The sequence below is a fragment of the Streptomyces flavidovirens DSM 40150 genome (assembly GCF_000429085.1).
GTDB lineage: Bacteria > Actinomycetota > Actinomycetes > Streptomycetales > Streptomycetaceae > Streptomyces > Streptomyces flavidovirens.
This window is the reverse complement of record NZ_AUBE01000016.1, coordinates 14110-38011: the sequence shown is the minus strand read 5'-3', so window position 1 is coordinate 38011 and position 23902 is coordinate 14110. Positions and strand designations below refer to the sequence as shown.

The following is a 23902-nucleotide window of genomic DNA, read 5'->3' as shown; positions in this document are numbered from 1 at the left end:
AAGGAACAGTCATGATGAGACTGAAGCGACGGACCGTGGCAGCCTGCTCCTCGGCGCTCGCCCTCGCGCTGGGCGCGACCGCGTGCGGCGGCGGTGACATCGCCCCCGCGGGCAGCGGCGGCGGGAAGCTCGACGGCAGCAAGGTGGTCGTCGCCGGTGTGTGGTCCGGCACGGAACAGAAGAACTTCCGGAAGGTGCTCGACGCCTTCACCGAAAAGACCGGCGCCGAGGCCGAGTTCATCTCCACCGGTGACAACGTCTCCACCGTCATCGGCAGCAAGATCGAGGGCGGCAACGCCCCCGATGTGGTGATGGTGCCTCAGACGGGTGTGCTGAAGCAGTTCGCCCACAAGGGCTGGCTCCTGCCCCTCGGCAAGAAGACCGAGCAAACCGTCACCGACAACTTCGCCCCGGTCTGGAAGAACTACGGCACCGTCGACGGTGACTTCTACGGCCTCTACTTCAAGGCCGCCCACAAGTCGACGGTCTGGTACAGCCCGGACGCCCTCGACCAGGCGGGCGTCAAGCCGCCGAAGACGTACGCCGAGATGCTGAAGAGCTCCGCCACGGTCGCGGACTCCGGACTGCCCGCCTTCGCCGTGGCCGGAGAGGACGGCTGGACGCTCACCGACTGGTTCGAGAACATCTACCTCTCCCAGGCCGGTCCCCAGAAGTACGACCGGCTCGCCGCCCACGAGCTGCCGTGGACCGACCCCAGCGTCGTACGGGCGCTCACCACCCTGGGCGAGCTGTTCTCCGGCAAGGACCTCGTCGCGGGCGGCAGGCAGGGCGCGCTGAGCACCGACTTCCCCAGCTCCGTGGGACAGGTCTTCGGCGCCGACCCCGAGGCCGCGATGGTCTACGAGGGCGACTTCGTCGGCTCCATAGCCAAGGAGGAGTACGGGAAGAAGATCGGCGACGACGCGGCCTTCTTCCCCTTCCCCGCCGTGGACGGCGGCAAGGCACCGGTGGTCAGCGGCGGGGACGCCGCGGTGGTGCTGAAGGACGGCCGCAACCGCAAGGCCGCCATGGCACTGATGGACTACCTCGCCACGCCCGAGGCGGCCGAGGTGTGGGCCGCGGAGGGCGGCTTCCTCTCGCCCAACCAGAAGGCCGATCCCGCCGCCTACGGCGACGACACCACCCGCAGCATCGCCAAGTCGCTCGTCGACGCCGGTGACACGGTCCGGTTCGACATGTCCGACCAGGCCCCGGCGACCTTCGGCGGCACCAAGGGTATGGGGGAGTGGAAGATTCTCCAGGACTTCCTGCGTGACCCCGCCGACCCCAAGGGCACCGCGGCCGCGCTCGAAGCCGCGGCGGCCAAGGCCTTCAAGAACTGAGGGCGACAGCCATGACCGCCCTCACGACTCCCGCCCGTACCACCGCCCGGTCCTCGCCGGCCGTTACGCCGCCCTCCGGCCCCCGGCGCAGCGCCACCCGCCGCCGCTGGTTCGTGGCCGTGGTGTTCGCCCTCCCGGCCCTGCTGCTGCTCGGCGTGCTGGTCGTCTACCCGATGCTGTTCTCGGTGGGACGCAGCTTCTTCGACGCGACGGGCACCCGGTTCGTCGGCGGCGACAACTACACCGAGATGTTCCGCGACCCGGCCACGCTCAAGGCCATCCGCAACAGCACCATCTGGGTGGTCGTCGCCCCCACCCTGCTCACCGGCCTCGGGCTGATCCTCGCCGTACTCACCGAGAAGGTCCGCTGGGCGACCGCCTTCAAGCTGCTGCTCTTCCTGCCCATGGCGGTCTCCTTCCTCGCCGCGGGCATCATCTTCCGGCTCGCGTACGAGGAAGACCCCGACCGCGGCGTACTCAACGCGGTGGCGGTCGGCGTTCACGACACCTTCCAGGACGCCTCCTCCTATCCCACCGCCCGCGCACGCGACGGACAGGGACTCGCGAAGGGCGCGGACGGCTCGTTCCGTACGACCGGCGAGACGCGTCCGGGACGTACCGTCGCCCTCGGACTCGTCGGCGTACAGCCGGACGAGCTGCCGGCCGGGGCCGCACCCGCCCGGCGCGCGGCGAGCGCAACGGCCGCCCCGGACGAGCTGCGCGGTGTCGTCTACCTCGACTTCACCCCCGGCGGGGGCGGCGAACAGGGCAAGGTCGACGCGAAGGAGCGCGGACTGCCGCAGCTTGCGGTCGAGGCGGTCAGCGGCGACGGCAAGGTGGCCGCGCGGGCCACGACGGCGGCCGACGGGTCGTTCCGCTTCGCGGATCTGGCCGCCGGTCCGTACGAACTGAGGCTGCCCGCACGGAACTTCGCACCGCCGTACGAGGGCATCTCCTGGCTCGGGCCCGCTCTCGTCACACCGGCCGTCATCGGCGCGTACCTGTGGATCTGGACCGGCTTCGCGATGGTGCTCATCGGCGCCGGGCTCTCCGCCCTGCCGCGGGAGACCCTGGAGGCGGCCCGGATGGACGGCGCGAACGAGTGGCAGATCTTCCGAAGGATCACGGTGCCGCTGCTCGCACCGGTCCTGACCGTGGTCTTCGTGACCCTGGTGATCAACGTGATGAAGGTCTTCGACCTCGTCTACATCATCGCCCCCGGCCCGGTGCAGGAGGAAGCCACCGTACTGGCCACCCAGATGTGGCTGGTGTCCTTCGGCGGAGGCCAGGACCAGGGGCTGGGCAGCGCGCTCGGCGTGCTCCTGCTGGTGCTGGTCGTGCCCGCCATGCTCTTCAACGTCCGCCGCTTCCGCAGGAGTCAGTCATGACCGTCATCACTGACACGCCACGCCAGGAGCGCCAGGCGTGGCCCGCGAGACTGACACGCCGGCTCAGCAGCGGAGTTGTCCAGGCGGTACTGATCGTCGTGGGACTGATCTGGATCACACCGCTGGCCGGGCTCTTCCTGTCCTCGCTGCGCACCGAACGCGACAACGCGGGCAGCGGCTGGTGGACCGCACTGGCCGGGCCCGGACAGCTCTCGCTCGACAACTACAGCACGCTGCTTGCCGATACGGGCATCACGCAGGCGTTCTGGAACACCGTGCTGATCTCGGTGCCCGCCACCACGCTGGTCGTCGTACTCTCCGCGCTGGCCGCGTACGCCTTCGCCTGGCTGGAGTTCCCCGGACGGGACGCGCTCTTCCTGGTGGTCGTGGCGCTGCTCGTAGTGCCGGTGCAGGTCGGTCTGCTGCCGGTGGCCAAGCTGTTCGGGCAGCTCGGGCTCTTCGGCACCATTCCGGGCGTCGTCCTCTTCCATGTCGCGTACGGGCTGCCGTTCGCCATCTTCCTGCTGCGCAACTACTTCGCCGAGATCCCGCGCGAAATGCTGGAGGCGGCCCGGATGGACGGCGGCAGCGAGTGGCGGATCTTCGCCCAGCTGGTCCTGCCGGTCGGCCGGCCGGCCCTCGCCAGCCTCGCGATCTTCCAGTTCCTGTGGGTCTGGAACGACATGCTGGTGGCGCTGCTCTTCGCGGACAGCGCCTCGCAGCCGCTCACGGTGGCGCTCCAGTCCCAGATCCGGCAGTTCGGCAGCAACATCGATGTGCTGGCGCCCGGCGCGTTCCTCTCGCTGGTCGTGCCGGTGGCCGTCTTCTTCGCCTTCCAGCGCCATTTCGTGCAGGGCGTCATGGCGGGCTCCGTCAAGTAACGGCGCCTCATGACAAGGGCCCGGCGCCGCCGCGAGGCGGGCCGGGCCCTCATCATGAGTCAGCGGCTCCCCGTCAGGGGATGGCCGGACGGTACAGCTCGCGCGGGAGCTGGGACGCCGCCGCGTCGTCCAGCAGCCACAGCGTGCGGCGCCGGCCGTACGCGCCCGCCGCCGGGGCCTGGATCTCCCCGGCGCCCGACAGCGCGATGGCCGCGGCCTTCGCCTTGTCCTCGCCCGCCGCCAGCAGCCACACCTCGCGCGCCGCGCGGATCGCGGGCAGCGTGAGGGTGATGCGCGTGGGCGGGGGCTTGGGGGCGCCGTGGACGCCCACCACCATGCGCTGCGTCTCGCGGACCGCGGGCAGCTCGGGGAACAGCGACGCGACGTGGGTGTCAGGGCCCACGCCCAGCATCAGCACGTCGAACGTCGGCACCGGGCCGTGGTCCTCCGATCCCGATCCGGAGCCCGAGGCGGACCTCGCGGCCGAGGCCAGTTCGGCGGCGTACCCGGCCGCTGCCGCGTCCGCGTCGTCGCCGTACTCCCCGTCCGAGGCCGGCATCGCGTGCACCCGGGCGGGGTCGAGCGGCACCGAGTCGAGCAGCGCCTCGCACGCCTGGGTGTAGTTGCGCTCGGGGTCCCCGTCGGGGAGGAAGCGCTCGTCGCCCCACCACAGGTCCAGCCGCGACCAGTCGACCGCGTCCCGCGCCGGGGACGAGGCCAGCGCGGCCAGCAGACCGTTGCCGTTGCGGCCGCCCGTCAGTACGACCGACGCCGAGCCGCGCGTGGCCTGCGCGTCCACCACCTTCGTGATCAGCCGGGCCGCCGCGGCCTGCGCCATCAGCTCCTTGTCGTGGTGGACGACAAGCTGAGGTGCTCTCACTTCGACGCCGCCTTCTTGGCAGCCGGAGAAGTAGCCGTCTTCTTCGCGGCGGCGGGCTTGTCCGCCTCCGCCTCCGGCTTCTCCTTCTCCGCGTCCTTCTGCGCGTTCTTCCGCGCGCCGCCGTGCTCACCGAGCCGGTCGACACCGAACTTCAGCGCCGACGCGTACGTGTCGTCCGGGTCCAGCCTGCGCAGTTCCTCGGCGATCAGCTCGGCGGTGTCCCGCCGCTTGAGCGCCACCGCGCGGTCCGGCTGCCCCTGGATGGACAGGGACGCCAGCGAACCGTCCGACCGGCCGAGCTTGATCGGCCCGCAGCTCGTCTCCATCTTCACGCCCGTCAGACCGGGACCGGAGGACACGGAACGCTTCACCGGTACGCCCAGCCGGTCGGCCAGCCACATGCCGAGCAGCTCCACGCTCGGGTTGAACTCCTCGCCCTCCACCTCCACCGAGGTGACCTCGCACTCCACCTGGTCCAGCGCGGCCGCGAGCATCGAGCGCCACGGCGTGATGCGCGTCCACGACAGATCGGTGTCGCCCGGCGTGTAGGCCTCGGCGCGCGCCGACAGCTCCTGGACCGGGTGCTCGGCGGCGTACGTGTCGGTGACACGGCGCTGCGCGAGTGCCCCGAGCGGGTCGTTCGCCGGGTCGAGCGGCGCGCCCGCCGCCCACCACACCACGACGGGCGCATCCGGCAGCAGCAGCGGCAGCACCACTGACTGGGCGTGGTTGATGACCTCGCCGTACAGCCGCAGGATCACCGTCTCGCCGGTGCCCGCGGCCGTACCCACCCGCACCTCGGCGTCCAGGCGCGCCTTGGCACGGTCGCGCGGCGAGCGCGAGACCCGCTTGATGACGACGAGAGTGCGCGAAGGGTGCTCGCGGGAGGCCTCGTTGGCCGCCTTGAGCGCGTCGTACGCGTTCTCCTCGTCGGTGACGATGACCAGCGTCAGGACCATGCCGACGGCGGGGGTGCCGATGGCGCGGCGGCCCTGGACCAGCGCCTTGTTGATCTTGCTGGACGTGGTGTCCGTCAAGTCGATTTTCATGGCCGACGCCAGCTCCGTCCGTCTCGTGCGAGCATTTCGTCCGCCTCGACCGGGCCCCAGGTACCGGCCTGGTACTGCGCGGGCTTGCCGTGCTTGTCCCAGTACTCCTCGATCGGGTCGAGGATGCGCCAGGACTGTTCGACCTCCTCAAGACGCGGGAAGAGGTTGGCGTCGCCGAGCAGGACGTCCAGGATCAGGCGCTCGTACGCCTCGGGGCTGGACTCGGTGAAGGACTCGCCGTACGCGAAGTCCATCGAGACGTCCCGCACCTCCATCGCGGTCCCCGGCACCTTGGAGCCGAACCGGACCGTGACTCCCTCGTCCGGCTGGACGCGGATGACCAGGGCGTTCTGCCCCAGCTCTTCCGTGGCCGTGTGGTCGAAGGGGGAGTGCGGGGCGCGCTGGAAGACGACCGCGATCTCGGTGACGCGGCGGCCGAGGCGCTTGCCCGTACGGAGGTAGAAGGGGACGCCCGCCCAGCGACGGTTGTCGATCTCCAGCTTGATCGCGGCATAGGTGTCGGTCTTCGACTTGGGGTCGATGCCGTCTTCCTGGAGGTAGCCGACGGCCTTCTCGCCGCCCTGCCAGCCCGCCGCGTACTGACCGCGCACGGTCTCCGCGCCCAGGTCCTTGGGGAGCTTGACGGCGCCCAGCACCTTGGTCTTCTCGGCGACCAGCGCGTCGGCCTCGAAGGAGGCGGGCTCCTCCATGGCGGTCAGCGCGAGCAACTGGAGCAGGTGGTTCTGGATGACGTCACGGGCGGCGCCGATGCCGTCGTAGTAGCCGGCGCGGCCGCCGATGCCGATGTCCTCGGCCATGGTGATCTGCACATGGTCGACGTACGACCGGTTCCAGAGCGGCTCGAACATCTGGTTGGCGAAGCGCAGCGCCATGATGTTCTGGACCGTCTCCTTGCCCAGATAGTGGTCGATCCGGAAGACCTCGTTGGCCGGGAAGACCTCGTGGACGATCCGGTTGAGCTCCTGCGCGGAGGCCAGGTCGTGCCCGAAGGGCTTCTCGATGACGGCCCGTCGCCAGGAGCCTTCCTTCTGGTCGGCGAGCCCGTGCTTCTTGAGCTGCTGGACGACCGCGGGGAAGAACTTCGGCGGTACGGACAGGTAGAAGGCGAAGTTGCCGCCGGTACCCTGCGCCTTGTCGAGCTCCGCGATCGTCGACTTCAGCGTCTCGAAGGCGCTGTCGTCGTCGAAGTTTCCCTGGACGAACCGCATGCCCTGGATGAGCTGCTGCCAGACTTCCTCGCGGAAGGGCGTACGGGCGTGTTCCTTGACGGCGTCATGGACGACCTGGGCGAAGTCCTCGTTCTCCCAGTCGCGGCGGGCGAAGCCGATGAGCGAGAAGCCCGGCGGCAGCAGGCCGCGATTGGCCAGGTCATAGACGGCAGGCATCAACTTTTTACGTGACAAATCGCCCGTGACGCCAAAGATGACCAGGCCCGACGGCCCCGCGATACGCGGGAGCCGTCGGTCCTGTGCGTCACGCAGCGGATTGCTGCTGGACAATGTTTAGCCCTCCGAAGGGGCGAGGCGCTTGAGCTCCGCCTCGGTCGACTTGAGCAGGTCGTTCCAGGACGCCTCGAACTTGTCGACGCCCTCGTCCTCGAGGAGCTGCACCACGTCGTTGTACGAGATGCCGAGCTTCTCGACGGCGTCGAGATCGGCGCGCGCCTGCTCGTACGTACCGGCGATCGTGTTGCCCGTGATCTGCCCGTGGTCGGCGGTCGCCTCAAGTGTCGCCTCGGGCATCGTGTTCACCGTGCCGGGGGCGACGAGCTCGTCGACGTACAGCGTGTCCTTGTACGACGGGTCCTTGACGCCGGTCGACGCCCACAGCGGACGCTGCTTGTTGGCGTTGGCCTTGTCCAGAGCGGCCCAGCGGTCGGAGGAGAAGACCTCCTCGTACGCCTGGTACGCGAGCCGGGCGTTGGCCAGCGCTGCCTTGCCCTTGAGGGCCTTGGCCTCGTCCGTGCCGATGCCGTCGAGACGCTTGTCGATCTCGGTGTCCACGCGGGACACGAAGAACGACGCCACCGAGTGGATCTTGGACAGGTCCAGGCCGGCGGCCTTCGCCTTCTCCAGACCGGCCAGGTAGGCGTCCATGACCTCGCGGTAGCGCTCCAGCGAGAAGATCAGCGTCACGTTGACGCTGATGCCGAGACCGATGGTCTCGGTGATCGCCGGGATGCCCGCGCGGGTGGCCGGGATCTTGATCAGGGTGTTCGGACGGTCCACCAGCCAGGCGAGCTGCCTGGCCTCGGCCGTCGTCGCCCTGGTGTTGTGCGCCAGGCGGGGGTCGACCTCGATCGACACCCGGCCGTCCTGGCCGCCGGTCGCGTCGAACACCGGCCGCAGGATGTCGGCGGCGTCCCTCACGTCAGCCGTCGTGATCATGCGGATGGCTTCTTCGACGGTGACCTCACGGGCGGCGAGGTCACCGAGCTGCTGGTCGTAACCGTGGCCCTCGGAGATCGCCTTCTGGAAGATCGACGGGTTGGTCGTGACGCCCACGACGTGCTGCTGGTCGATCAGCTCGGCGAGGTTGCCGGACGTGATCCGCTGGCGCGAAAGGTCGTCAAGCCAGATCGCGACGCCTTCGTCGGAGAGGCGCTTGAGTGCGTCTGTCATGAGATTGCATCTCCTACTTGTCGTATATACCGGCGTCAGCGCGCTGACGCGGCCAGGGATTCCCGGGCGGCCGCGGTCACCGCGTCCGCGGTGAAACCGAACTCCCGGAAGAGCACCTTGGCGTCCGCGGAAGCGCCGAAGTGCTCCAGCGAGACAATGCGGCCGGCCTCGCCGACGTACCGGTACCAGGTCAGGGCAATGCCCGCCTCGACCGCGACACGGGCCTTGACGGACGGCGGCAGCACGCTGTCGCGGTACCCCTGGTCCTGCTCCTCGAACCACTCGATCGAGGGCATCGACACCACACGGGTCGGAATACCGGCCGCCTGGAGCTGCTCGCGCGCCTCGACGGCGAGCTGGACCTCGGAGCCGGTGCCGATCAGCACGACCTGCGGCTGACCGCCCTCGGCCTCGGCGAGCACGTAACCACCGCGCGCGGCGTCCTCGTTGGCCTCGTACGTCGGCACACCCTGGCGGGTCAGCGCCAGACCGTGCGGAGCGTCGTTGCGCCGCAGGATCTCGCGCCAGGCGATCGCCGTCTCGTTGGCGTCGGCCGGGCGGACCATGTTCAGGCCCGGGATGGCGCGCAGCGCGGCCATGTGCTCGACCGGCTGGTGCGTCGGGCCGTCCTCGCCCAGACCGATGGAGTCGTGCGTCCAGACGTACGTCACGGGCAGCTTCATCAGCGCGGCGAGGCGGACGGCGGGGCGCATGTAGTCGGAGAACACCAGGAAGGTGCCGCCGTAGATGCGGGTGTTGCCGTGCAGCGCGATGCCGTTCATCGTCGAGCCCATGGCGTGCTCGCGGATGCCGAAGTGGACCGTACGGCCGTACGGGTCCGCCTCGGGCAGCGGGTTGCCGACGGGCAGGAACGACGACGTCTTGTCGATCGTCGTGTTGTTCGAGCCGGCCAGGTCGGCGGAGCCGCCCCACAGCTCGGGGATGACCGCGCCGAGCGCCTGGAGGACCTTGCCGGAAGCGGCGCGGGTCGCGACGGCCTTGCCCGGCTCGAAGACGGGAAGCGCCTTCTCCCAGCCCTCGGGCAGCTCGCCCGCGGCGATGCGGTCGAACGTGGCGGCGCGCTCGGCGTTCGCGTCGCGCCACTCCTGGAACTGCTTGTCCCAGGCGGCGTGCGCCTCACGGCCGCGGTCGGCCGCCTTGCGGACGTGCGCGAAGACGTCGTCGTCGACCTGGAAGTGCTGCTCGGGGTCGAAGCCCAGCACGCGCTTGGTGGCCGCGATCTCCTCCTCGCCCAGCGCCGAGCCGTGCGAGGCCTCGGTGCCCTGGGCGTTCGGGGCGGGCCAGGCGATGATCGTGCGCGCCGCGATGATCGACGGGCGCTCGGTCTCGTCCTGCGCCGCCTTCAGCGCCGCGTACAGCGCCTTGACGTCGAAGTCGCCGTTCGCGTTCTGCTCGACGCGCTGCACGTGCCAGCCGTACGCCTCGTACCGCTTGAGCACGTCCTCGGAGAAGGCGGTCTCGGTGTCGCCCTCGATCGAGATGTGGTTGTCGTCGTACAGGGCGACGATGCTGCCGAGCTTCTGGTGACCCGCGAGCGAGGACGCCTCGGCCGAGATGCCCTCCTCCAGGTCGCCGTCGGAGACGATCGCCCAGATGGTGTGGTCGAACGGGGAGGCGCCCTGTGCGGCCTCCGGGTCGAACAGACCGCGCTCGTAGCGGGCGGCCATCGCCATGCCCACGGCGTTGGCGATGCCCTGGCCCAGCGGGCCCGTCGTGGTCTCCACGCCGGTCGTGTGCCCGTACTCGGGGTGCCCCGGTGTCAGGCTGCCCCAGGTGCGGAACGCCTTCAGGTCGTCCAGCTCCAGGCCGTAGCCGGCCATGTAGAGCTGGATGTAGAGCGTCAGGCTGGAGTGACCCGGAGAGAGGACGAAACGGTCGCGGCCGGTCCAGTTGGCGTCACTGGGGTCGTGACGCATCAGCTTCTGGAACAGCACATACGCGGCCGGGGCGAGGCTCATGGCCGTACCAGGGTGGCCGTTGCCGACCTTCTGTACGGAATCCATGGCCAGGACGCGGACGGTATCGACAGCCCGCTGGTCCAATTCGGTCCACTCGAGATCTGTGGTGGTCGGCTTGGTGCTCACCCTGAGTCAGGGCTCCTCTCCACATGTCGAATCCCGGCGACTGGTAGCGCACCGGGCGTAGTCGAGCCTACCCCCGCCAGAACACGCATCTTTTCGAGTCCAGGGCTTGGACGGCACTCGGATAAACCAGGACACGGCCCAGCGTGCGGGCGGGTGAGGGGCTTCGCCTCCTGGCGTTCACCTTCCTCTGTACGGACCCCACCCAGGCGGTGCTCAACACGACCCCACCCCGGCGGAGATCGACGTCTGGGCAACGTCTAGAGTGGCGTGGTACGCGCAAGTCTTTACCGGGCCTTCACGTCCGGAGCTTGCTGGAATTTCTCTGTCAGGGGTGTGCGTGACGGCCGTCGAGTCCCGACCCGCAGGGGTCGCCTTGACTCCGAGCCCGGGGGGCCATCGGCCGTTCGGAGCCCGGGTCAAAGCGTTCGTGGCACTGACCAAGCCTCGGATCATCGAACTGCTGCTGATCACCACCGTCCCGGTGATGTTCCTGGCCGAACAGGGTGTGCCCGATCTGTGGCTGGTCTTCGCGACCTGCCTCGGCGGCTACCTGTCGGCCGGCGGCGCCAACGCGCTGAACATGTACATCGACCGCGACATCGACGCGCTGATGGACCGCACGTCGCAGCGTCCACTGGTCACCGGCATGGTCAGCCCGCGCGAATGCCTCGTCTTCGGCATCAGCCTGGCCGTGATCTCGACGCTCTGGTTCGGACTCCTGGTCAACTGGCTGTCCGCCGCACTGTCGCTCGGAGCGCTCCTCTTCTACGTCGTCGTCTACACGATGATCCTCAAGCGGCGTACCGCGCAGAACATCGTCTGGGGCGGCATCGCCGGCTGCCTGCCGGTCCTCATCGGCTGGTCGGCCGTCACGAACTCGATGTCCTGGGCCGCCGTCATCCTCTTCATGGTCATCTTCTTCTGGACGCCGCCGCACTACTGGCCGCTGTCGATGAAGGTGAAGGAGGACTACGCGCGGGTGGGCGTTCCCATGCTCCCCGTCGTCGCCTCCAACAAGGTCGTGGCCCGCCAGATCGTCGCGTACAGCTGGGTGATGGTCGGCGTCTCGCTGCTGCTGACCCCGCTGGGTTACACCGGCTGGTTCTACACCACGGTCGCCCTGGTGGCCGGCGGCTGGTGGCTCAAGGAGGCGCACGGGCTCCAGGCGCGCGCGAAGTCCGGGGTCACGGGCGGCAAGCTCAAGGAGATGCGGCTGTTCCACTGGTCGATCACCTATGTCTCGCTGCTGTTCGTCGCGGTCGCGGTGGACCCCTTCCTGCGCTAGACCGACTGCTATGGACCGTCGTTCTACTGGTGGGTAGCATCGGTTTCATGGCAGACACGAAGCAGGCAGAGCGCAAGGCGGCGAAGCTCGCCCAGCAGATAACCGCCTTCGCCAAGCAGCACGGCGGCGCGGAAGGGCAGCTCGCGTACCTCGGCCAGATGGGCACCCGCATCGTGCTCGTCGGTGAGGACGGCGGCTGGGGCGACCTCGTCGCCCCCACCCGCGCCGTCGCGCAGAGCGCCGCCGAGAAGGCCGGGATCACGCTCCACGAGTCCTTCGACGGCGACTTCGCCGCCAAGGTGCGCACCGGACCGTACGAATGGAGCCGGATGGCGGGCATTCAGGTCGGCGGCCCGTCCAACGGCTAACGGCACACCTGGCGACACGTGAGCAACACCTGACGCGGGGGTCACCCGTTAGAGCCTGTGGAAGTACGTCCACCACAGGAGCCCCGGATGATCGAAACGCCTTCCCTGGTGGACCAGTACTGCCACGGAGTGCTCCGTACGGAGCTGGGCCTCGGCACCTTCGAGACCTACCTCGGCCGGACCCCCGCCCCACCCGCGCCCGGCACCACGTTCTTCGACACCCAGACGGGCTTCGCCGTACGCCGCTGGTGCCCGCCGCTGCTCGGCCTCGAACCGCATTGCCCGCCCGCGCGCTACCTGGCGCGCCGCAGGGAACTGGGCGTCCTGGAAACCGGCAGACGGCTGCTCAGGGGCAGCGGGATTTCCACCTATCTGGTCGACACCGGGCTGCCGGATGACCTCACCGGACCCGTGGAGATCGCCGCGGCCGGCGATGCCCAGGCCCGCGAGATCGTGCGCCTGGAACTCCTCGCCGAGCAGGTCGCCGACACCTCTGGCACCGTCGAAGGCTTCCTCGCCAATCTCGCCGAGGCCGTGCACAGCGCGGCCGGATCCGCCGTCGCCTTCACCTCCGTGGCAGGCGTACGGCACGGCCTGGCCCTCGCGCCGCATCCGCCGGGCCCCGGCGAGGTGCGCGGGGCGGTGGGGCGCTGGCTGGGAGGGCGCCGGGCCGGCGGCACGCTCACCGACCCGGTGGTACTGCGCCACCTGCTGTGGATCGCCGTCGCCTCCGGACTGCCGCTGCAACTCCAGGCGGGGACGGCCGGCCCCGGTCTGCGCATCGACCGTACGGACCCGATTCTGCTCACCGACTTCGCGGCGGCGACCACGGGCCTCGGCACGGACCTGGTACTGCTGCACGGCTATCCGTACCACCGTCACGCCGCGCATCTGGCGAGCGTCTTCCCGCATGTGTACGCCGACCTGGGCCCGGCGCTCGCGCACACGGGGGCGCGGGCGGCGGCCGTACTCGCGGAGATCCTGGAGCTCGCGCCCTTCGGCAAGCTGCTCTTCTCCAGCGGCGCGCGCGGCCTGCCGGAGCTGCACGTCGTGGGCGCACGGCTGTTCCGCGAGGCGCTGAGCAGGGTGCTCGGGGGGTGGGTCGGTGACGGGGCGTGGTCTCGGGTGGACGCCGAACGAGTGGCCGGGATGATCGCGGCGGGCAATGCCCGCCGCGTCTACGGACTGCCGGACTGAGGGCTGCTCAGACGGTGGCGGACACCGCTGAGCCGGACTGGGCGGGCAGCGGGGCCGAGGTTTCGAGCGGGCGCTCGCGCAGGCTCAGCGCCAGGCGCAGTACCGCGATCCACATCAGCGAGGAGCCGAGCATGTGGGCGCTCACGAGGATCTCGGGGACCCCGGTGAAGAACTGGACGTAACCGATGCCGCCCTGCGCGAGCAGGACGATCAGCAGGTCGCGGGCGCGCGCCCGGGTGTCGACCGGGGCGTCCACCACGCGCAGGACCAGCCACATGGCGATGGCCAGCGCACAGACGACCCAGGCGGCAGCGGCGTGCAGGTGAGCGGCGTCCGCCCAGTCCCACGGCATGCGCGGTACGTCGCTGCTGTCACCGGCGTGCTTGCCCGAGCCGGTCACGGTCGTGCCCAGGGCGATCAGAAGCCCCGAGGTGACGACGACCGCCCAGGAGAGGTTCCGGACGGGGCGCGGGACGCGCGGCCGGGGAGCCGTGTCGCCCTCACGGGTGCGCTGCCAGGTGATCACGGCGACGGTGAGCAGGGCGTTGGCGAGGAGGAAGTGCCCGGCGACGGTCCAGGGGTTGAGGCCCGCCCAGACGGTGATGCCGCCGATGACGGCGTTGCCCATCACGATCCAGAACTGGGCCCAGCCGAGGCGGGTGAGACCGCGCCGCCACGGCTTCGTGGACCGGGCCGCGATGATCGCCCAGCCGACCGCGGCCGACAGGACGTACGTCAGCATGCGGTTGCCGAACTCGATCGCGCCGTGGATGCCCTGTTCGGGCGTCGCGAAGAGGCTGTCGTCGGTGCACTTCGGCCAGGTGTCGCAGCCGAGGCCGGAGCCGGTCAGCCGTACCGCGCCGCCGGTGACGATGATGAGGACGGTCATCACGACGGCGGAGAGCGCGGCGCGCCGGAGCGTACGGGGGGTGGGCGTCCAGCGCCGCGCGATGAGGGCGAGGGGGGTCAACACGGGAACCATCGTAGGGCGGGGCTTGTGCGGGAATTCACGAGGGGGGTCCGAAACGGGGCGTTCCTTACTCCCAGCGGAAGAAACGGGCAGCCGCGCCGAGACCCAGCACCGCCCACGCGGTCAGGATTCCGAGATTGCCCCACGGGATCGCCGCGCCGTGCTGGAGTACGTCGCGCAGGCCGTCCGACAGGGCCGAGATCGGCAGCAGGCCGAGGACAGACTGGACGGCGTCCGGGAACTTGTCGAGCGGCACGATCACGCCGCCGCCCACCAGGAGCAGCAGAAAGACGAGGTTGGCGGCGGCCAGTGTCGCCTCCGCCTTGAGCGTGCCGGCCATCAGCAGGCCGAGGCCGGAGAAGGCCGCCGTACCGAGGACCAGGAGAAGGAACACGGCGAACGGGTTGCCGTGCGGGGACCAGCCGAGGCCGAAGGCGATCACCGTGAGAAGGACGACCTGAAGCACCTCGGTGACGAGCACGGAGAGGGTCTTCGCCGTCATCAGGGCCCAGCGGGGGAGGGGAGACGTGCCGAGCAGCTTCAGCACGCCGTAGCGGCGCTCGAAGCCGGTCGCGATGGCCTGCCCGGTGAACGCCGTGGACATGACGGCGAGGGCGAGGATGCCGGGGGCCAGGAAGTCCACCGACTTGCCCTCGCCCGTATCCACGATGTCGACCGCTGAGAACAGCACCAGCAGCAGCGCCGGGATGATCACCGTCAGGAGCAGCTGCTCGCCGTTGCGCAGCAGCATCTTCGTCTCGAAGGCGGTCTGCGCCGCGATCATCCGGGGCAGCGGGGCCGCTCCTGGCCGGGGGGTGTAAGTACCGATGCTCATGAACGAAGGTCCTTACCGGTCAGCTCGAGAAAGACGTCCTCCAGGGAGTGCCGCTCGACAGAGATGCCGTCCGGCATCACGCCGTGCTGCGCGCACCAGGAGGTGACGGTGGCCAGCAGTTGAGGATCGACCTTGCCGGTGATCCGGTACGTCCCCGGCGTCAGCTCGGCCGCCAGCGTGTCCACGGGCAGCGCCTTGAGCAGGGACGCGATGTCGAGGCCGGGGCGTCCGGTGAAGCGCAGGGTGTTCTCGGCGCCGCCGCGGCACAGCTCCTCGGGGCTGCCCCGGGCGATCACGCGGCCCCCGTCGATGATCGCGACATCGTCGGCGAGCTGCTCGGCCTCGTCCATGAAGTGGGTGGTGAGGACGACGGTGACGCCGTCGGTACGGAGCTCGCGCACGAGGTCCCAGGTGGACCGGCGGGCCTGCGGGTCGAGGCCCGCGGTCGGCTCGTCCAGGAAGACCAGCTCGGGGCGGCCGACGACGGCCATCGCCAGTGCGAGCCGCTGTTGCTGCCCGCCGGAGAGCCGCCGGTACGTCGTACGGCCGCAGCCGCCGAGGCCGAGGCGCTCGATGAGCGCGTCGACGTCCAGCGGGTGGGCGTGGAGTTTCGCCACGTGGCGCAGCATCTCGTCGGCCCTGGCGCCCGAGTACACACCACCCGACTGGAGCATCACCCCGATCCGGGGGCGCAGCTCGGCCGCGTCGGCGACCGGGTCGAGGCCGAGGACGCGGACCGTCCCCGCGTCCGGCCTGCGGTAGCCCTCGCAGGTTTCGATCGTGGTGGTCTTGCCGGCCCCGTTGGGACCGAGGACGGCGGTGACCGCGCCCGGGCGGACCTCCAGGTCGAGGCCGTCGACGGCGGTCTTGCTGCCGTACCGCTTGACCAGTCCGCAGACCTGGACGGCGACCTGGGCGGTCTCGCTTCTCATGCCGGGAAGTCTAGAGAAGCTGCCGGTGCTCGTGGCCGGGGGCTCCGGTCAACGGCGGAAAGACCCTGGTCAAGCCGGTCGGAGTGTCCGGAAGGCCCGTTCCGTTCCCGCCCGGCCCGCAGTCGGCCCGGCCGTGTCTCCGTGTGCGGCTTTGATCATTTCCGCAGGTCAGATTAGGCATGCCTAAGTGATGCAGCCCACCGGGGCTTGATCGGGACGCGGGTTGTCACGCTCTGAGGAATTACGCAACAATGGCGTTGTGAAATACGGTGTGAGTTCGGCTGAGCCTCCCCAGGAGGAGCTCGCGACCGGTGAGCGCTCGACGCGCAACCGGATCGCGCGGTCAGTCCTGGACCACGGCCCGTCCACCGCCGCCGATCTCGCGAAACGCCTCGGTCTCACCCAGGCCGCCGTCCGCCGTCACCTCGATTCGCTCGTCGCCGAGAACGTCGTCGAGCCCCGCGAGCAGCGCGTGTACGGGACCAGGAGCCGGGGCAGGCCCGCGAAGGTCTTCGCACTCACCGACTGCGGCCGGGACGCCTTCGACCAGTCCTACGACAAGCTCGCGGCCGACGCCCTGCACTGGATCGCGCAGGCGGCCGGCGGCGGCGAGAAGGGCGAGGCGGCAGTGGCCGCGTTCGCCCGCGCGCGGTTCGCCGCCCAGGCCGGGGCGTACCGCGAGGCGGTCGAGTCCGCCGCCCCCGAGGACCGGACCGAGGCGCTCGCCAGGGCCTTGTCGGCCGACGGGTACGCTGCTACGACGCGTAACGCACCGGTCGGAGAGCAGCTCTGCCAGCACCACTGCCCGGTAGCTCACGTGGCCGAGCAGTATCCGCAGCTGTGTGAGGCGGAGACCGAGTTCTTCTCCGAGCTGCTCGGAACGCACGTGCAGCGTCTGGCGACCATCGCCCACGGCGACGGTGTGTGCACCACGTTTATCCCCAAGACCACCAATTCAGCATCTGCAAGTACGGCCGGGAGGAACCCCGCATGACTCTCCCCACGGAGACTGCCCACCCCGAACTCGAGGGCCTGGGTACGTACGAATTCGGCTGGGCCGACTCCGACACGGCAGGCGCCACGGCCAGGCGCGGCCTGTCCGAAGAGGTCGTTCGCGACATCTCGGCGAAGAAGAACGAGCCGGAGTGGATGCTGAAGCTGCGGCTGAAGGGCCTCAAGCTGTTCGGCAAGAAGCCCATGCCGAGCTGGGGCGCGGACCTGTCGGGCATCGACTTCGACAACATCAAGTACTTCGTGCGCTCCACGGAGAAGCAGGCGGAGTCCTGGGAGGACCTGCCCGAGGACATCAAGAACACGTACGACAAGCTCGGCATCCCCGAGGCGGAGAAGCAGCGCCTCGTCGCCGGTGTCGCGGCCCAGTACGAGTCCGAGGTCGTCTACCACCAGATCCGTGAGGACCTGGAGGAGCAGGGCGTCATCTTCCTCGACACGGACACCGCGCTGAAGGAGCACCCGGAGCTCTTCCAGGAGTACTTCGGCACGGTCATCCCGGTCGGTGACAACAAGTTCGCGTCGCTGAACTCGGCCGTGTGGTCCGGCGGCTCGTTCATCTACGTACCCAAGGGTGTGCACGTCGACATCCCGCTCCAGGCCTACTTCCGTATCAACACGGAGAACATGGGCCAGTTCGAGCGGACGCTGATCATCGTCGACGAGGACGCCTACGTCCACTACGTCGAGGGCTGCACCGCCCCGATCTACTCCTCCGACTCGCTGCACAGCGCCGTCGTGGAGATCATCGTCAAGAAGGGCGGCCGCTGCCGCTACACGACCATCCAGAACTGGTCGAACAACGTCTACAACCTGGTCACCAAGCGCGCCGTGGCGTACGAGGGCGCGACCATGGAGTGGGTCGACGGCAACATTGGCTCCAAGGTGACGATGAAGTACCCGGCCGTCTACCTGATGGGCGAGCACGCCAAGGGCGAGACCCTGTCGATCGCCTTCGCGGGCGAGGGCCAGCACCAGGACGCCGGCTCCAAGATGGTCCACATGGCGCCGAACACCTCCTCCAACATCGTCTCCAAGTCGGTGGCGCGAGGCGGCGGCCGGACCTCCTACCGCGGTCTCGTCGAGATCGGCGAGGGCGCGCCGGGCTCGAAGTCCAACGTGCTGTGCGACGCGCTGCTCGTCGACACGATCTCCCGCTCGGACACGTACCCGTACGTCGACGTGCGCGAGGACGACGTGTCCATGGGCCACGAGGCGACCGTCTCCAAGGTCTCCGAGGACCAGCTCTTCTACCTGATGAGCCGCGGCATGACGGAGTTCGAGGCCATGGCGATGATCGTCCGCGGCTTCGTCGAGCCGATCGCCAAGGAGCTGCCCATGGAGTACGCGCTGGAGCTCAACCGGCTGATCGAGCTGCAGATGGAGGGTTCGGTCGGCTAACGCCCCCGTGCCCCGCAGCGACTGACTTTCGACCCAGAGAGAGAGCACTACGACAGCCATGGCTGAGGCTCAGAACATCCCGGTGGGCTCCACCACCGCCGGCACGATCGCGGTGGCCGCCGAGTCCACCGTCGCCACGCGCATGAGCGCCCCGCCGTCCTTCGACGTGGCGGACTTCCCCGTGCCGCACGGCCGCGAGGAGGAGTGGCGGTTCACGCCGCTGGAGCGCCTGCGCGGGCTGCACGACGGCACCGCCGAGGCCGGCGGCGTACTCACCGTCGAGGTGACCGCCCCCGAGGGCGTCACCGTCGAGACGGTGGACCGCTCCGACGCGCGGATCGGCAGGGCCGGCACCCCGGTGGACCGGGTGGCCGCCCAGGCGTACAGCTCCTTCGAGAAAGCCTCGGTCGTCTCGGTGCCCAAGGAAGCCGTACTGACCGAGCCCATCCGGATCGCCGTGCACGGCGAGGGCGGTACCGCCTACGGCCACCAGGTCGTCGAGCTGGGCGCCTTCGCCGAGGCTGTCGTCGTCATCGATCACACCGGTGACGCCGTGCTCGCCGCCAACGTCGACTTCGTCCTCGGCGACGGCGCGAAGCTGACCGTGGTGTCCGTGCAGGACTGGGACGACACGGCCGTGCACGTCTCGCAGCACAACGCGCTGGTCGGCCGTGACGCCTCGTTCAAGTCGGTCGTGGTGACCTTCGGCGGTGACCTGGTACGCCTCAGCCCGCTGGTCCAGTACGCCGGCACCGGCGGCGAGGCCGAGCTCTTCGGCCTGTACTTCACCGACGCGGGCCAGCACCAGGAGCACCGCCTCCTGGTCGACCACAACACCCCGCACTGCAAGTCGAACGTCGCCTACAAGGGCGCGCTCCAGGGCGACGGCGCGCACGCCGTGTGGATCGGCGACGTGCTGATCCAGGCCGCCGCCGAGGGTACGGACACGTACGAGCTGAACCGCAACCTCGTCCTCACGGACGGCGCGCGCGTCGACTCTGTCCCCAACCTGGAGATCGAGACCGGCGAGATCGTCGGCGCCGGCCACGCCTCGGCGACCGGCCGCTTCGACGACGAGCAGCTCTTCTACCTCATGTCGCGCGGCATCCGGGCCGAAGAGGCCCGCCGTCTGGTCGTCCGCGGCTTCTTCGCGGAGCTCGTCCAGCAGATCGGTCTGCCCGACGTCGAGGAACGCCTCCTCGCCAAGATCGACGCGGAGCTGGAGGCGTCCGTCTGATGGCCTTCGTCAAAGCCTGTGCGCTGAGTGAGCTGGAGGACGACACCCCGAAACGGGTGGAACTCGACGGCACACCGGTGTCCGTCGTCCGCACCGAGGGCGAGGTGTACGCGATCAACGACATCTGCTCGCACGCGAACGTCTCCCTCTCGGAGGGCGAGGTGGAGGACTGCATGATCGAGTGCTGGCTGCACGGCTCGAGCTTCGACCTCCGCACCGGCAAGCCCTCCGGCCTTCCCGCGACGCGCCCCGTCCCCGTATACCCCGTCAAGATCGAAGGGGACGATGTGCTCGTCTCCGTCACACAGGAGTCCTGAGACACCCATGGCAACGCTTGAAATCCGCGACCTGCACGTTTCCGTCGAGGCCGACAACTCCACCAAGGAGATCCTCAAGGGCGTCGACCTGACCGTGAAGCAGGGCGAGACCCACGCCATCATGGGCCCCAACGGCTCCGGCAAGTCCACCCTCGCGTACTCGATCGCCGGTCACCCCAAGTACACGATCACCAGCGGCACCGTCACCCTCGACGGCGAGGACGTCCTGGAGATGTCCGTCGACGAGCGTGCCCGCGCCGGCATGTTCCTCGCCATGCAGTACCCGGTCGAGGTCCCCGGCGTCTCGGTCTCCAACTTCCTGCGTACGTCGGCGACGGCGATCCGCGGCGAGGCCCCCAAGCTGCGCACGTGGGTGAAGGAGGTCAAGACGGCCATGGAGACCCTCCAGATGGACCCGGCCTTCGCCGAGCGCAACGTCAACGAGGGCTTCTCCGGCGGTGAGAAGAAGCGCCACGAGATCCTCCAGCTGGAGCTCCTCAAGCCGAAGATCGCGATCCTCGACGAGACCGACTCCGGCCTCGACGTCGACGCGCTTCGCCAGGTCTCCGAGGGCGTCAACCGCGTCCACGCGAGCGGCGAGGTCGGCACCCTGCTGATCACCCACTACACGCGCATCCTGCGCTACATCAAGCCGGACTTCGTACACGTCTTCGCCAAGGGCAAGATCGTGGCGTCCGGCGGCCCGGAGCTCGCCGACGAGCTCGAGGCCGAGGGCTACGAGAAGTACACGAAGGGTGGCGTAACCGCGTGACACAGCTGCCGGGCCTTCTCGACACCGAGGCGATCCGCAAGGACTTCCCCCTGCTGGATCGTGTGGTCCACGACGGGAAGAAGATCGTTTACCTGGACAACGCGGCGACTTCGCAAAAGCCGCGCCAGGTCCTCGACGCGCTGAACGCGTACTACGAGCAGAGCAACGCCAACGTCCACCGCGGCGTTCACGTGCTCGCCGAGGAGGCCACGGCGCTGTACGAGGGCGCCCGCGACAAGGTCGCCGCCTTCATCAACGCGCCGAGCCGCGACGAGGTCATCTTCACGAAGAACGCCTCCGAGTCGCTCAACCTCGTGGCGAACATGCTGGGCTGGGCCGACGAGCCCTACCGCGTGGACGCCGAGACCGAGATCGTCATCACGGAGATGGAGCACCACTCCAACATCGTCCCGTGGCAACTGCTCTCGCAGCGCACGGGCGCGAAGCTGAAGTGGTTCGGCATCACCGACGACGGCCGCCTCGACCTGTCCAACATTGACGAGATCATCACCGAGAAGACGAAGATCGTCTCCTTCACGCTGGTCTCGAACATCATGGGCACGATCAACCCGGTCGACACGATCATCCGCCGCGCCCAGGAGGTCGGCGCGCTGGTGTGCATCGACGCCTCGCAGGCGGCGCCGCACATGGCGCTCGACGTACAGGCACTCCAGGCCGACTTCGTGGCCTTCACCGGCCACAAGATGGCCGGACCGACCGGCATCGGGGTGCTCTGGGGCCGCCAGGAGCTGCTGGAGGACCTTCCGCCGTTCCTCGGCGGCGGCGAAATGATCGAGACCGTGTCGATGAGCTCGTCGACGTACGCTCCCGCTCCGCACAAGTTCGAGGCGGGTACGCCCCCGATCGCCCAGGCCGTCGGCCTCGGCGCGGCCGTGGACTACCTCACCGCGATCGGCATGGACAAGATCGCCGCTCACGAGCACGCGATCACCGAGTACGCGGTCAAGCGCCTCTCGGAGGTCGAGGGCCTGCGGATCATCGGCCCGACGACGGCCGAGGACCGCGGCGCGACGATCTCCTTCGTGCTCGGCGACATCCACCCGCACGACGTGGGCCAGGTTCTCGACGAGCTGGGCATCGCGGTCCGGGTCGGACACCACTGCGCGCGGCCTGTCTGCCTGCGGTACGGAATTCCTGCGACCACGCGAGCGTCGTTCTATCTGTACTCCACGCCGGCCGAGGTCGACGCCTTGGTCGAGGGGCTGGAGCACGTCCGGAACTTCTTCGGCTGAGGGCTGGGATCGTGAAGCTGGATTCGATGTACCAGGAAGTCATCCTGGACCACTACAAGCACCCCCACGGGCGCGGGCTCCGGGACGGCGACGCCGAGGTGCACCACGTCAACCCGACGTGCGGCGACGAGATCACGCTTCGCGTGAAGTACGACGGCGCGACCATCGCCGACGTCTCGTACGAGGGCCAGGGCTGCTCCATCAGCCAGGCCAGCGCCTCGGTGCTGAACGATCTGCTGGTCGGCAAGGAGCTGACCGAGGCGCAGAAGATCCAGGCGACCTTCCTGGAACTGATGCAGTCCAAGGGTCAGATCGAGCCGGACGACGCGATGGAGGAGGTGCTGGAGGACGCGGTCGCGTTCGCCGGTGTCTCGAAGTATCCGGCGCGGGTGAAGTGTGCTCTGCTGAGCTGGATGGCATGGAAGGACGCGACGGCCCAGGCACTGGGCGACGGCGCCGAGAGGAAGACCGCATGAGCGAGAACGCTGTGACACCCACCGAGACCGAGACCGTGACCACCAAGCCGGCCTCCGAGGAGGAGGTCCGCGAGGCGCTGTACGACGTGGTCGACCCCGAGCTGGGCATCGACGTCGTCAACCTCGGCCTCATCTACGGCATCCACATCGACGACTCGAACATCGCCACGCTCGACATGACGCTGACGTCCGCGGCCTGCCCGCTGACCGACGTCATCGAGGACCAGGCGAAGTCGGCGACCGAGGGCATCGTCAACGAGCTCAAGATCAACTGGGTCTGGATGCCGCCGTGGGGCCCGGACAAGATCACGGACGACGGCCGCGAGCAGCTTCGCGCGCTCGGCTTCAACGTCTGAGAGCAGTACGGCCGATACGAGTACCGCTGATACGCGTACGGCGTGCGAGAGGCCCCTGGCGATCAATGCGCCGGGGGCCTCTCGCATGCCGATGGCCGCGTCAGTGCGGGGCCGCCGCCGCCTCGGCGAGGGCCGGGGCCAGGTTCTCCCTGCGGATGCGCTGGTCGACGTACAGCAGGCTGGTCACCAGCGGGGGGAAGGTGGCGGCGATGATCTGGCTGATCATGCTGCCCAGCATGATGAAGCCCAGGTAGCCGGCCATCGCGGTGAGGGCCTCGCCCACGCCGGGTTCGGGCCCCATGTCGGCCATGCCGGGCATGCTCGACATCATGCCGATGATCGTGAGCGGCAGCTGCACGATGTACCCCGCGATCATGGCGATGACCCACGCCAGCATGCTGATGCCGAAGATCCGCCACCAGGAGCCCTTCACCAGCCGGGCCGAGCGGCGCAGCGCGGCGACGGGCCGCTGGGACTCGAAGACCACGGCGGCCGGTGCCAGGCTGAACAGCACCCACACCCAGACCGCCACGGGAATGCACGCCAGCAGCAGGAGAAAGCCCAGCACGGCCCATGCCCCGGACGCGTCGTCCGAGACCAACGACACGATCATCACGACGTAACTGACCATGAAGATGGCCATGATGAGCATCGCGACGAGCCAGGGCAGCAGCATCGCGCCGATCACGGCGGGCACCCTCGCCCAGGCGCGGCGCCACACCGCGCCGAGGGTCGTACGGCGGCCGAGTACCGCTTCCTGGAGGACGGCCGGGCAGGCGGCCATGATGGCCGCGTTGGCGATCACCATGGCAAGTACGGCGACGACGAAGACCAGGACGAACGCGATGACCAGCGGCGCCACGACATCGGAGTCCGGGGAGTCGTCGTACTGCGCGGCGTCGAGCACCTTGTCCAGGCTGTCGCTCGTCGCGGAGTAGGCGATGCCCAGGGCCGCCAGCGTCACCAGTAGCGCGCCGCCGTACATCAGCACGGCTATGCCGAACAACTGCTTCCAGTAACGGCCCACCGTGGACATGGAGCCGTCGAGGATGTCCCCGAGCGAGAGCGGCGCCAGCGGGATCACGCCCGGTTTGGGCGGCGGGGGGTGGGGCGGCATCCAACCGCCGCCGCCCCAGCCGGGCGGCGGCGGTTGAGGGGATCCTGCGTGCGGGGCTCCTGCGTGTGGGGGTCCCGCGTACGGTCC

Annotated in this window: 23 protein-coding genes; 14 read left to right on the top strand and 9 right to left on the bottom strand. The window is 69.2% G+C overall.

Features of this window, described 5'->3' with window-relative positions:
• Nucleotides 1-11 precede the first annotated feature (11 nt).
• From G412_RS0121580 to G412_RS0121570, 3 genes are read left to right on the top strand one after another with little or no spacing between them, the layout of a single operon-like run.
• Nucleotides 12-1343 carry an ABC transporter substrate-binding protein gene (locus G412_RS0121580; protein ID WP_028813896.1) on the top strand — a complete coding sequence of 444 codons (1332 nt, stop codon included), beginning with the start codon at nt 12-14 and terminating at the stop codon, nt 1341-1343.
• Nucleotides 1344-1354: 11 nt separating this feature from the next.
• Nucleotides 1355-2731, top strand: coding sequence for an ABC transporter permease subunit (locus G412_RS0121575; protein ID WP_028813895.1), 1377 nt, complete (start codon nt 1355-1357; stop codon nt 2729-2731).
• Nucleotides 2728-3612 carry a carbohydrate ABC transporter permease gene (locus G412_RS0121570; RefSeq protein WP_051338531.1) on the top strand — a complete coding sequence of 295 codons (885 nt, stop codon included), beginning with the start codon at nt 2728-2730 and terminating at the stop codon, nt 3610-3612. The genes G412_RS0121575 and G412_RS0121570 overlap by 4 nt, the downstream gene beginning before the upstream one ends.
• Before the next feature lie 73 nt (nt 3613-3685).
• Here G412_RS0121570 and pgl read toward each other — a convergent pair whose 3' ends face one another.
• The 5 genes from pgl to tkt are packed head-to-tail and all read right to left on the bottom strand — an operon-like array spanning nt 3686 to nt 10288.
• On the bottom strand, nt 3686-4492 hold the full coding sequence (gene pgl / locus G412_RS0121565; RefSeq protein ID WP_028813893.1) for a 6-phosphogluconolactonase: 807 nt from the start codon (nt 4490-4492) through the stop codon (nt 3686-3688).
• Nucleotides 4489-5541, bottom strand: coding sequence for a glucose-6-phosphate dehydrogenase assembly protein OpcA (gene opcA, locus G412_RS0121560; RefSeq protein WP_028813892.1), 1053 nt, complete (start codon nt 5539-5541; stop codon nt 4489-4491). The genes pgl and opcA overlap by 4 nt, the downstream gene beginning before the upstream one ends.
• Nucleotides 5538-7061, bottom strand: a complete 1524-nt coding sequence (gene zwf, locus G412_RS0121555) for a glucose-6-phosphate dehydrogenase (RefSeq protein WP_028813891.1) — start codon at nt 7059-7061, stop codon at nt 5538-5540. Before zwf ends, opcA begins: the two co-directional genes overlap by 4 nt.
• A gap of 3 nt (nt 7062-7064) precedes the next feature.
• On the bottom strand, nt 7065-8183 hold the full coding sequence (gene tal, locus G412_RS0121550) for a transaldolase (RefSeq protein ID WP_028813890.1): 1119 nt from the start codon (nt 8181-8183) through the stop codon (nt 7065-7067).
• Between the two features lie 35 nt (nt 8184-8218).
• Complete coding sequence (gene tkt / locus G412_RS0121545; protein WP_028813889.1) at nt 8219-10288, bottom strand: transketolase; 2070 nt, start codon at nt 10286-10288, stop codon at nt 8219-8221.
• 337 nt (nt 10289-10625) lie between these two features.
• On the opposite strand from tkt, the gene G412_RS0121540 reads away from it, so the two are divergent.
• From G412_RS0121540 to G412_RS0121530, 3 genes are all read left to right on the top strand, one after another.
• Nucleotides 10626-11573 (top strand): heme o synthase, encoded by a 948-nt coding sequence (locus G412_RS0121540; RefSeq protein ID WP_028813888.1) that lies wholly within the window; start codon nt 10626-10628, stop codon nt 11571-11573.
• A gap of 47 nt (nt 11574-11620) precedes the next feature.
• Nucleotides 11621-11941 carry a hypothetical protein gene (locus tag G412_RS0121535; protein ID WP_028813887.1) on the top strand — a complete coding sequence of 107 codons (321 nt, stop codon included), beginning with the start codon at nt 11621-11623 and terminating at the stop codon, nt 11939-11941.
• An 87-nt stretch (nt 11942-12028) separates the two neighbouring features.
• Nucleotides 12029-13138 (top strand): amidohydrolase family protein, encoded by a 1110-nt coding sequence (locus G412_RS0121530; protein WP_028813886.1) that lies wholly within the window; start codon nt 12029-12031, stop codon nt 13136-13138.
• Nucleotides 13139-13145: 7 nt separating this feature from the next.
• On the opposite strand, the gene G412_RS0121525 is transcribed toward G412_RS0121530, so the two are convergent.
• From G412_RS0121525 to G412_RS0121515, 3 genes are read right to left on the bottom strand one after another with little or no spacing between them, the layout of a single operon-like run.
• On the bottom strand, nt 13146-14120 hold the full coding sequence (locus tag G412_RS0121525; protein WP_028813885.1) for a COX15/CtaA family protein: 975 nt from the start codon (nt 14118-14120) through the stop codon (nt 13146-13148).
• Nucleotides 14121-14175: 55 nt separating this feature from the next.
• Nucleotides 14176-14943, bottom strand: coding sequence for an ABC transporter permease (locus G412_RS0121520; RefSeq protein WP_028813884.1), 768 nt, complete (start codon nt 14941-14943; stop codon nt 14176-14178).
• A complete protein-coding gene (locus tag G412_RS0121515) occupies nt 14940-15875 on the bottom strand; it encodes an ABC transporter ATP-binding protein (protein ID WP_028813883.1) in 936 nt (311 codons plus the stop codon). Before G412_RS0121515 ends, G412_RS0121520 begins: the two co-directional genes overlap by 4 nt.
• A gap of 271 nt (nt 15876-16146) precedes the next feature.
• Between G412_RS0121515 and G412_RS0121510 the strand changes: the two genes are divergently transcribed.
• The 8 genes from G412_RS0121510 to G412_RS0121475 are packed head-to-tail and all read left to right on the top strand — an operon-like array spanning nt 16147 to nt 22698.
• Nucleotides 16147-16869: a helix-turn-helix transcriptional regulator gene (locus G412_RS0121510; protein WP_028813882.1), complete on the top strand. Its 723-nt coding sequence runs from the start codon at nt 16147-16149 to the stop codon at nt 16867-16869.
• Nucleotides 16866-18287, top strand: a complete 1422-nt coding sequence (gene sufB / locus G412_RS0121505) for a Fe-S cluster assembly protein SufB (protein ID WP_028813881.1) — start codon at nt 16866-16868, stop codon at nt 18285-18287. The genes G412_RS0121510 and sufB overlap by 4 nt, the downstream gene beginning before the upstream one ends.
• Nucleotides 18288-18345: 58 nt before the next feature.
• The gene (gene sufD, locus G412_RS0121500; RefSeq protein ID WP_028813880.1) at nt 18346-19524 is read left to right on the top strand and encodes a Fe-S cluster assembly protein SufD; all 1179 of its coding nucleotides are present in this window, start codon (nt 18346-18348) and stop codon (nt 19522-19524) included.
• Complete coding sequence (locus tag G412_RS0121495; protein ID WP_028813879.1) at nt 19524-19841, top strand: bifunctional 3-phenylpropionate/cinnamic acid dioxygenase ferredoxin subunit; 318 nt, start codon at nt 19524-19526, stop codon at nt 19839-19841. Before sufD ends, G412_RS0121495 begins: the two co-directional genes overlap by 1 nt.
• A 7-nt stretch (nt 19842-19848) precedes the next feature.
• The gene (gene sufC, locus G412_RS0121490) at nt 19849-20613 is read left to right on the top strand and encodes a Fe-S cluster assembly ATPase SufC (protein ID WP_028813878.1); all 765 of its coding nucleotides are present in this window, start codon (nt 19849-19851) and stop codon (nt 20611-20613) included.
• Nucleotides 20610-21866, top strand: coding sequence for a cysteine desulfurase (locus tag G412_RS0121485; protein ID WP_028813877.1), 1257 nt, complete (start codon nt 20610-20612; stop codon nt 21864-21866). The genes sufC and G412_RS0121485 overlap by 4 nt, the downstream gene beginning before the upstream one ends.
• 11 nt (nt 21867-21877) lie before the next feature.
• Nucleotides 21878-22342, top strand: a complete 465-nt coding sequence (gene sufU, locus G412_RS0121480; protein ID WP_028813876.1) for a Fe-S cluster assembly sulfur transfer protein SufU — start codon at nt 21878-21880, stop codon at nt 22340-22342.
• On the top strand, nt 22339-22698 hold the full coding sequence (locus G412_RS0121475) for a metal-sulfur cluster assembly factor (protein WP_037649504.1): 360 nt from the start codon (nt 22339-22341) through the stop codon (nt 22696-22698). Before sufU ends, G412_RS0121475 begins: the two co-directional genes overlap by 4 nt.
• Nucleotides 22699-22798: 100 nt before the next feature.
• On the opposite strand, the gene G412_RS0121470 is transcribed toward G412_RS0121475, so the two are convergent.
• Entirely contained in the window at nt 22799-23815 is a 1017-nt protein-coding gene (locus G412_RS0121470) for a DUF7847 domain-containing protein (protein WP_037649502.1), read from the bottom strand.
• Nucleotides 23816-23902: the final 87 nt, after the last annotated feature.

What these genes read in the sequence shown, in the direction of transcription:
- G412_RS0121580 (WP_028813896.1), top strand. Translation starts at nt 12, where the DNA reads ATGATGAGACTGAAGCGACGGACCGTGGCAGCCTGCTCCTCGGCGCTC.
- G412_RS0121575 (WP_028813895.1), top strand. Translation starts at nt 1,355, where the DNA reads ATGACCGCCCTCACGACTCCCGCCCGTACCACCGCCCGGTCCTCGCCG.
- G412_RS0121570 (WP_051338531.1), top strand. Translation starts at nt 2,728, where the DNA reads ATGACCGTCATCACTGACACGCCACGCCAGGAGCGCCAGGCGTGGCCC.
- opcA (WP_028813892.1), bottom strand. Translation starts at nt 5,541, where the DNA reads ATGAAAATCGACTTGACGGACACCACGTCCAGCAAGATCAACAAGGCG.
- tal (WP_028813890.1), bottom strand. Translation starts at nt 8,183, where the DNA reads ATGACAGACGCACTCAAGCGCCTCTCCGACGAAGGCGTCGCGATCTGG.
- G412_RS0121535 (WP_028813887.1), top strand. Translation starts at nt 11,621, where the DNA reads ATGGCAGACACGAAGCAGGCAGAGCGCAAGGCGGCGAAGCTCGCCCAG.
- G412_RS0121530 (WP_028813886.1), top strand. Translation starts at nt 12,029, where the DNA reads ATGATCGAAACGCCTTCCCTGGTGGACCAGTACTGCCACGGAGTGCTC.
- G412_RS0121525 (WP_028813885.1), bottom strand. Translation starts at nt 14,120, where the DNA reads ATGGTTCCCGTGTTGACCCCCCTCGCCCTCATCGCGCGGCGCTGGACG.
- G412_RS0121520 (WP_028813884.1), bottom strand. Translation starts at nt 14,943, where the DNA reads ATGAGCATCGGTACTTACACCCCCCGGCCAGGAGCGGCCCCGCTGCCC.
- G412_RS0121515 (WP_028813883.1), bottom strand. Translation starts at nt 15,875, where the DNA reads ATGAGAAGCGAGACCGCCCAGGTCGCCGTCCAGGTCTGCGGACTGGTC.
- sufB (WP_028813881.1), top strand. Translation starts at nt 16,866, where the DNA reads ATGACTCTCCCCACGGAGACTGCCCACCCCGAACTCGAGGGCCTGGGT.
- sufD (WP_028813880.1), top strand. Translation starts at nt 18,346, where the DNA reads ATGGCTGAGGCTCAGAACATCCCGGTGGGCTCCACCACCGCCGGCACG.
- G412_RS0121495 (WP_028813879.1), top strand. Translation starts at nt 19,524, where the DNA reads ATGGCCTTCGTCAAAGCCTGTGCGCTGAGTGAGCTGGAGGACGACACC.
- sufC (WP_028813878.1), top strand. Translation starts at nt 19,849, where the DNA reads ATGGCAACGCTTGAAATCCGCGACCTGCACGTTTCCGTCGAGGCCGAC.
- G412_RS0121475 (WP_037649504.1), top strand. Translation starts at nt 22,339, where the DNA reads ATGAGCGAGAACGCTGTGACACCCACCGAGACCGAGACCGTGACCACC.
- G412_RS0121470 (WP_037649502.1), bottom strand. Translation starts at nt 23,815, where the DNA reads ATGCCGCCCCACCCCCCGCCGCCCAAACCGGGCGTGATCCCGCTGGCG.